The sequence below is a fragment of the Mesorhizobium sp. P3_A9 genome (genome assembly GCF_056402975.1).
Window position 1 is genome coordinate 1 of sequence record NZ_JBFUGJ010000396.1, and the last position, 5,066, is coordinate 5,066.

Sequence of the window (5,066 nt, forward strand, 5' to 3'; positions counted from 1 at the left end):
TCATTTTGCCAGCCGCGATGACAGCAATCGCTCGCGAGGCGGCTGGGCCGAGGTCACCGCGACGGCTGACGGCCTGACCGAGACCGCCCGCTCGGAGCGTCCATCCCTCGATATTGGCCAGCCGGGGACATTCGATGATTCCGGCGCCATGCCCGGCTGTCTCGTCAATCACGAAGGCAGCTTGTTGCTCTACTATACCGGCTGGTCGCTCACCCGCACGGTGCCATTCACCTTCTCCATCGGGATCGCGGAATCGCGCGACGGAGGCCGGCATTTCGATCGTCTGTCCGAAGCGCCTGTGCTCGGCCGGAACCACTACGATCCTCTGCTTGCCGGCGCGCCCTGGGTGCTCGTCGAAAACGGCAATTTCCGCATGTGGTATGTGTCCGGCCTGCGATGGGAGGTCGACCCGGAAGGGAAGAATGCCCCGATCCACTACTACACCGTCAAGCACGCGACGAGCCGCGACGGCATGAATTGGACGACCAACGAGCAAATCTGCCTGCCCTTCCATGAGGGAGAGCACGCCATCGCCCGACCGGTCGTCCAGAGGACCGATGCCGGYTACGAAATGCTCTATTGTGCAAGGCGTTTGGGCGAAACCTACCGCGTGTACCGCGCCACATCCGTCGACGGGGTACATTGGGAGCGCGACAGGGTGCCACTGCTCGACACCAGCGCCAGCGGATGGGATTGCGAGATGGTCTGCTATGCCAGCTTGTTGCACACCGCCGAGGCCAGCTTCCTGCTTTACAACGGCAATGGTTATGGGAGGGATGGGGTCGGCGTCGCCATCCTGGAACCATGACGGGGCGGTCGACAGTGCCGCGTTCGCGGCTCAGGGGGATATGACCCGGTGCGATGGGAGAAGCTCGGCCGCCTGTTCTGCCCGACTGGTGATATCGAGTGGATGCGCTCGCACGCCACCATGCCGATCGCCGAGCATTTTTCGGGCGATCTGTTCAAAATCTATTTCGGCTCTCGGGATGCATCGCAACGCTCGCATACCGGCTATGTCATCGTCGACCTGTCGTCGCCGGCGCGGATCATCGAGGTAGCCCGGTCGCCTGTCCTGGTGCCAGGAGCCCTCGGCGAATTTGACGACAGCGGCGCCTTGGCCAGTTGGCTCACGGTCGCGGGTCCGACGCGATATCTCTACTATGTCGGCTGGAATCTGGGCGTCACCGTTCCCTTTCGCAACGCCATCGGCCTCGCCACGGCCCCGCCCGATGGTTCGTTTTCACGGTTCGCGACGGGTCCGCTGGTTGATCGTTCGATGACAGAGCCGCATTTTGTCGGCAGTTGCTGCGTGCTGCATGAGGCCGGCCTCTGGCATATGTGGTACACGTCCTGCGTCGATTGGAGCCCATCGGCGAATGGACCAATCCATCGCTACCACATCAAATATGCGAGCTCCGACGACGGCATCCACTGGCGCCGTGACGGACGGGTTGCCATCGATTTCGCGAACGACCAGGAATACGCTATATCTCGCCCGGCGGTTAAGCGAGACGGCGACCTGTGGCGCATGTGGTATGCTTATCGCGGCGACAGCTATCGCATCGGCTATGCCGAGTCGGCCGATGGCCTGAACTGGACCCGGATGGACCAGGACGCGGGCATCGCGCGCTCGGAGTCAGGCTGGGATTGTGAGATGATCGAATATCCCTTTGTGTTCGATCATGGGGGGCACCGCTACATGCTCTACAACGGCAATGGCTACGGGAATACAGGCTTCGGCTTGGCCGTGCTCGTCTAGCGGGGCTTGAGCGGACATATGATTATTTGTCCGTGCTGCAGTCTACACCATGCATCCCCGGGCGCTGTCTGTCCGGCCTGCGGCTTCGCTCCGGCCAGCCTGAACGGCTTCCCTGCCTGGGCACCCGAAATGGCAAACGAAGGCGGCGGGTTCCACGAGAGTTTCTTTGCCGAACTCGCTCGGCGCGAGGCCGGGAATTTCTGGTTCGAGTCCCGCAATGCCATCATCGTTCGCACCCTGCGGCGTTTCTTTCCGCAGTTGCAGTCATTCCTCGAGATCGGCTGCGGCACTGGGTTTGTGCTGAGCGGCATCGCCCGCGCCTTTCCCGATGTCCGGCTCGCCGGGACCGAAATCTTCATTGCCGGCTTACCCTTTGCCGCTGCCCGCGTGCCGTCGGCAAGTTTTGCGCAGATGGACGCAAGACGATTGCCCTATGCTGCGGAATTCGACGTCGTGGGGGCGTTCGACGTGATCGAGCACATCGAGGAGGATGTCGATGCGTTGGAGAACCTGAAACGCGCGGTAAAACCCGGCGGGGGTGTCATCATTTCCGTGCCGCAGCACAAATGGCTTTGGAGCGACATCGACAAACAGTCGTTTCATTTCCGTCGCTATGAAAAGCGGGAACTGCACGAAAAGATCGAAGGCGTGGGGCTGGAGATCGTCTACAGCACGTCCTTCGTGTCGCTTCTATTGCCGCTGATGTTCCTGTCGCGGCGGCGCAAGAGCCTCGAACCCGACGCCGGCAGGGAATTGCGTCTCGGGCCGGCCGTGAATGCTTCCTTGCGATCCGTGATGGGGATCGAGGGCCTGATCCTGGCGACAGGCCTCACCCTTCCTGTCGGCGGATCCAGATTGGTGGTGGCAAAGCGTCCATGACCGTTGGTGCTCGTCGGGAAAGCAGCCGGCACCTTACCGACAACAGCAGCCTTGCCCTACGGCAATCGGGCCGCCGCCAGCACTACACCGAGGACAATCAAGCCGTTACCCGCAAGGGACTGCCAGCTAAATCGCTCGTGCAGGAACAGAACCGAACTGGCAAAGACCAGGGGATAAGCCAGCGCCGCAAACGGGAAGGCTACCGATAGCGGAATTCTTGAGATCGCGGCGTACCAAAGAGCGCTCGAGATGACGAGGCCAAGGCCGCCTATCCAAACCTTCCAGTCGGCGAGCAAACCAAGCAAATAGGGCCAGCCCTGCTCAAAGCTGAACGGCACCGTCCCATGTTCGGTCAGGCGAGACTTGATGATGATCTGGGCTGTGGTGAGCAGAAGCACAGCCGCAACAATAAGGGCAATGCCGGTGGCACGGTTATCCAGTTTGCTTCTCCATCTGCTCGAATCGGCCGGCACCTTAGCCTTTGGACTGTAGCATGCCAGCTGTCCATTTTGGGCTGAGCTGGCGGCTGCAGGCGCGGCGTACCCTCCCGGCAAGCCTCCCCGTCGACCAGGAACCGTTGATGCCGGCTTCGATTGGCCGGTTCAGGTTGACAAAGGCGAAGCCAAACGGTCCATCTAGGCCAGTTGTCGTGCCCGGCCCAGGTTTCGGGCTGCGTGCACGGCATAGAGCAATTCCAGGAAAAGTGTGTAACGGTTTTCCCATAGGAATTGCGTCAAAACAAAAAGTTGGAGTGGCTCGCCGTTTCCGTGAAACGGTGAACTGCTCTAGGGGGAGCCCAACCGAACCATGGCAATCCAGGAGCAGTCCCGGACAATCCCGGCTGAGCAGAATTTGCCAGCAGAGGGATTGTTCAAAGCCAGGTCCTATTGGTTTCCTGCGGCTGTATTAATTCTGGCGATCAATTTCTGCTTCCTCGTATTTTATGTTTTCGTGAAATACAAAACCCTGTTTCACTCCGACAGCGCAATGAAGGTGCTGCTGGCGCGAGAAATCGTCCAAAGTCGGAATTTCTTCCCGCCGGATTGGTATTATGGAAACAATGACATTGTCGTTGTATTCGGCCATCTCTTTATCATACCGGCCCTGGCTTTTCTTCCTGCCGGCTTTACAGTTCATGCGATCTCGGGCCTCGTCACATCCATACTCGTGCTGCACAGCGTCTGGCTGGCTGCCGGCCTGGCGCCGATCGGCAAGACACGGCGGACGCTGATAACCGCATCGGTAGCGGCGGGAATATCCGGAGTTCTGGCTGAAAATCTCTACGGACAGGCGTCATACGGCACGATCCTCTACATGTCGCTGTATTCGATATACTGCCTCGTCAGGCTGATGAGAGAGACGTCGACGAAGAACGTCGTCATGTGGAGCGTTTCGCTCTGTGCGCTGATTACGGCCGAGTTCTGGGGCAATCCTCAGCGCGCAATCGTTACCATAGGGATGCCGCTCATCGCCGCCGCGCTGTGGTCGACACACAGGCTGCATCCCGCAGGTGTTGGAAGAGCTTCCTTGGTGGGCGCGGCCGCTTCGATCGGCGCAGCGATAGGTGGCGGCACCATCCTCTATGGAGTGACCTTTGCGCATGTAAACAACGCCGCGCGCGACGCGTCCTCCGTCCAATGGCTGCCATACGAGACGATCGTCAGCAACCTCGTGGTCCTGGGCAAGGAGGTCCTGGCAGTTTTCGGCGGGTCTCCGCCCGGAGGCAGCGGGCTTCTGACCGTGGTCGGCCTCTACGGCGCGCTGCGATTGATTGTGGCAGTCCTGTTGGTGTCCTTGATCGTGCGGTCGGTGGCAGCATCGGCAAGGCCGGACGACGAGGTCAGGCCGCTCGCCATCTATGGATCGTTGGCGCTTCTGTCGGTTTGCCTTCTGCAAGTGGCAACGACCATCCCCAACCTTGCCGATCCGATCGGCAGTTCCCGCTACCTGGTACCGTCACTGGTCACGATGGCCATCGTTGCGTTGGCCACGCCTCTCGACATGCGACAGAGACCCATCGAGTTCCTCAGCGTAGCGGTCGTCCTTGCCGGATTGCTGACAAGTGCCTATCCGACGTTTGTCAGGTCGGATGCGTGGTCGCGTCTGAACCCGGAGCAGCAGAAAACACGTGCCGTCGATCTGTCGGACCTGGCGCGCTACCTCCAAGACAATGGGCTGGCCTATGGCTACGCCACCTATTGGAACGCCGGCACGCTCAGCGTGTTGTCCGACGAACATGTCCTGGTTCGGCAGATTGCCCTGGACAGCGCCCTGCCGAAGCCCATGCGCTTCCTGTCTGCTGACCGTTGGTACAATGCCGATACGTGGAAGGGCGAGACGTTTCTTCTGCTGACACAGGAGGAAGCAAACAAGATCGACTGGAAGCGGCTGGCGGCACTCGGCTTACCCGTTTCGCGGAAACTTCAAT

Annotated in this window: 5 protein-coding genes; 4 read left to right on the top strand and 1 reads right to left on the bottom strand. The window is 60.3% G+C overall.

All coding sequences use genetic code 11. The features are described from left to right. The 3 genes from AC1DX0_RS30845 to AC1DX0_RS30855 all read left to right on the top strand — a co-directional run. On the top strand, nt 1–808 hold an 808-nt coding region (locus tag AC1DX0_RS30845), incomplete at its 5' end, for a glycoside hydrolase family protein (RefSeq protein WP_477358223.1). 120 nt (nt 809–928) lie between these two features. Further along, entirely contained in the window at nt 929–1,759 is an 831-nt protein-coding gene (locus AC1DX0_RS30850; protein WP_477219619.1) for a glycoside hydrolase family protein, read from the top strand. A 129-nt stretch (nt 1,760–1,888) separates the two neighbouring features. Next, the gene (locus AC1DX0_RS30855; RefSeq protein ID WP_477219620.1) at nt 1,889–2,638 is read left to right on the top strand and encodes a class I SAM-dependent methyltransferase; all 750 of its coding nucleotides are present in this window, start codon (nt 1,889–1,891) and stop codon (nt 2,636–2,638) included. Nucleotides 2,639–2,694: 56 nt separating this feature from the next. Here the strand turns inward: AC1DX0_RS30855 and AC1DX0_RS30860 are convergent, their stop codons facing one another. Beyond that, nucleotides 2,695–3,111 carry a DMT family transporter gene (locus AC1DX0_RS30860; RefSeq protein ID WP_477219621.1) on the bottom strand — a complete coding sequence of 139 codons (417 nt, stop codon included), beginning with the start codon at nt 3,109–3,111 and terminating at the stop codon, nt 2,695–2,697. Between the two features lie 334 nt (nt 3,112–3,445). Here AC1DX0_RS30860 and AC1DX0_RS30865 point away from each other — a divergent pair. After that, nucleotides 3,446–5,066: hypothetical protein (locus AC1DX0_RS30865; protein ID WP_477358226.1), on the top strand; the 1,621-nt coding region annotated here is incomplete at its 3' end.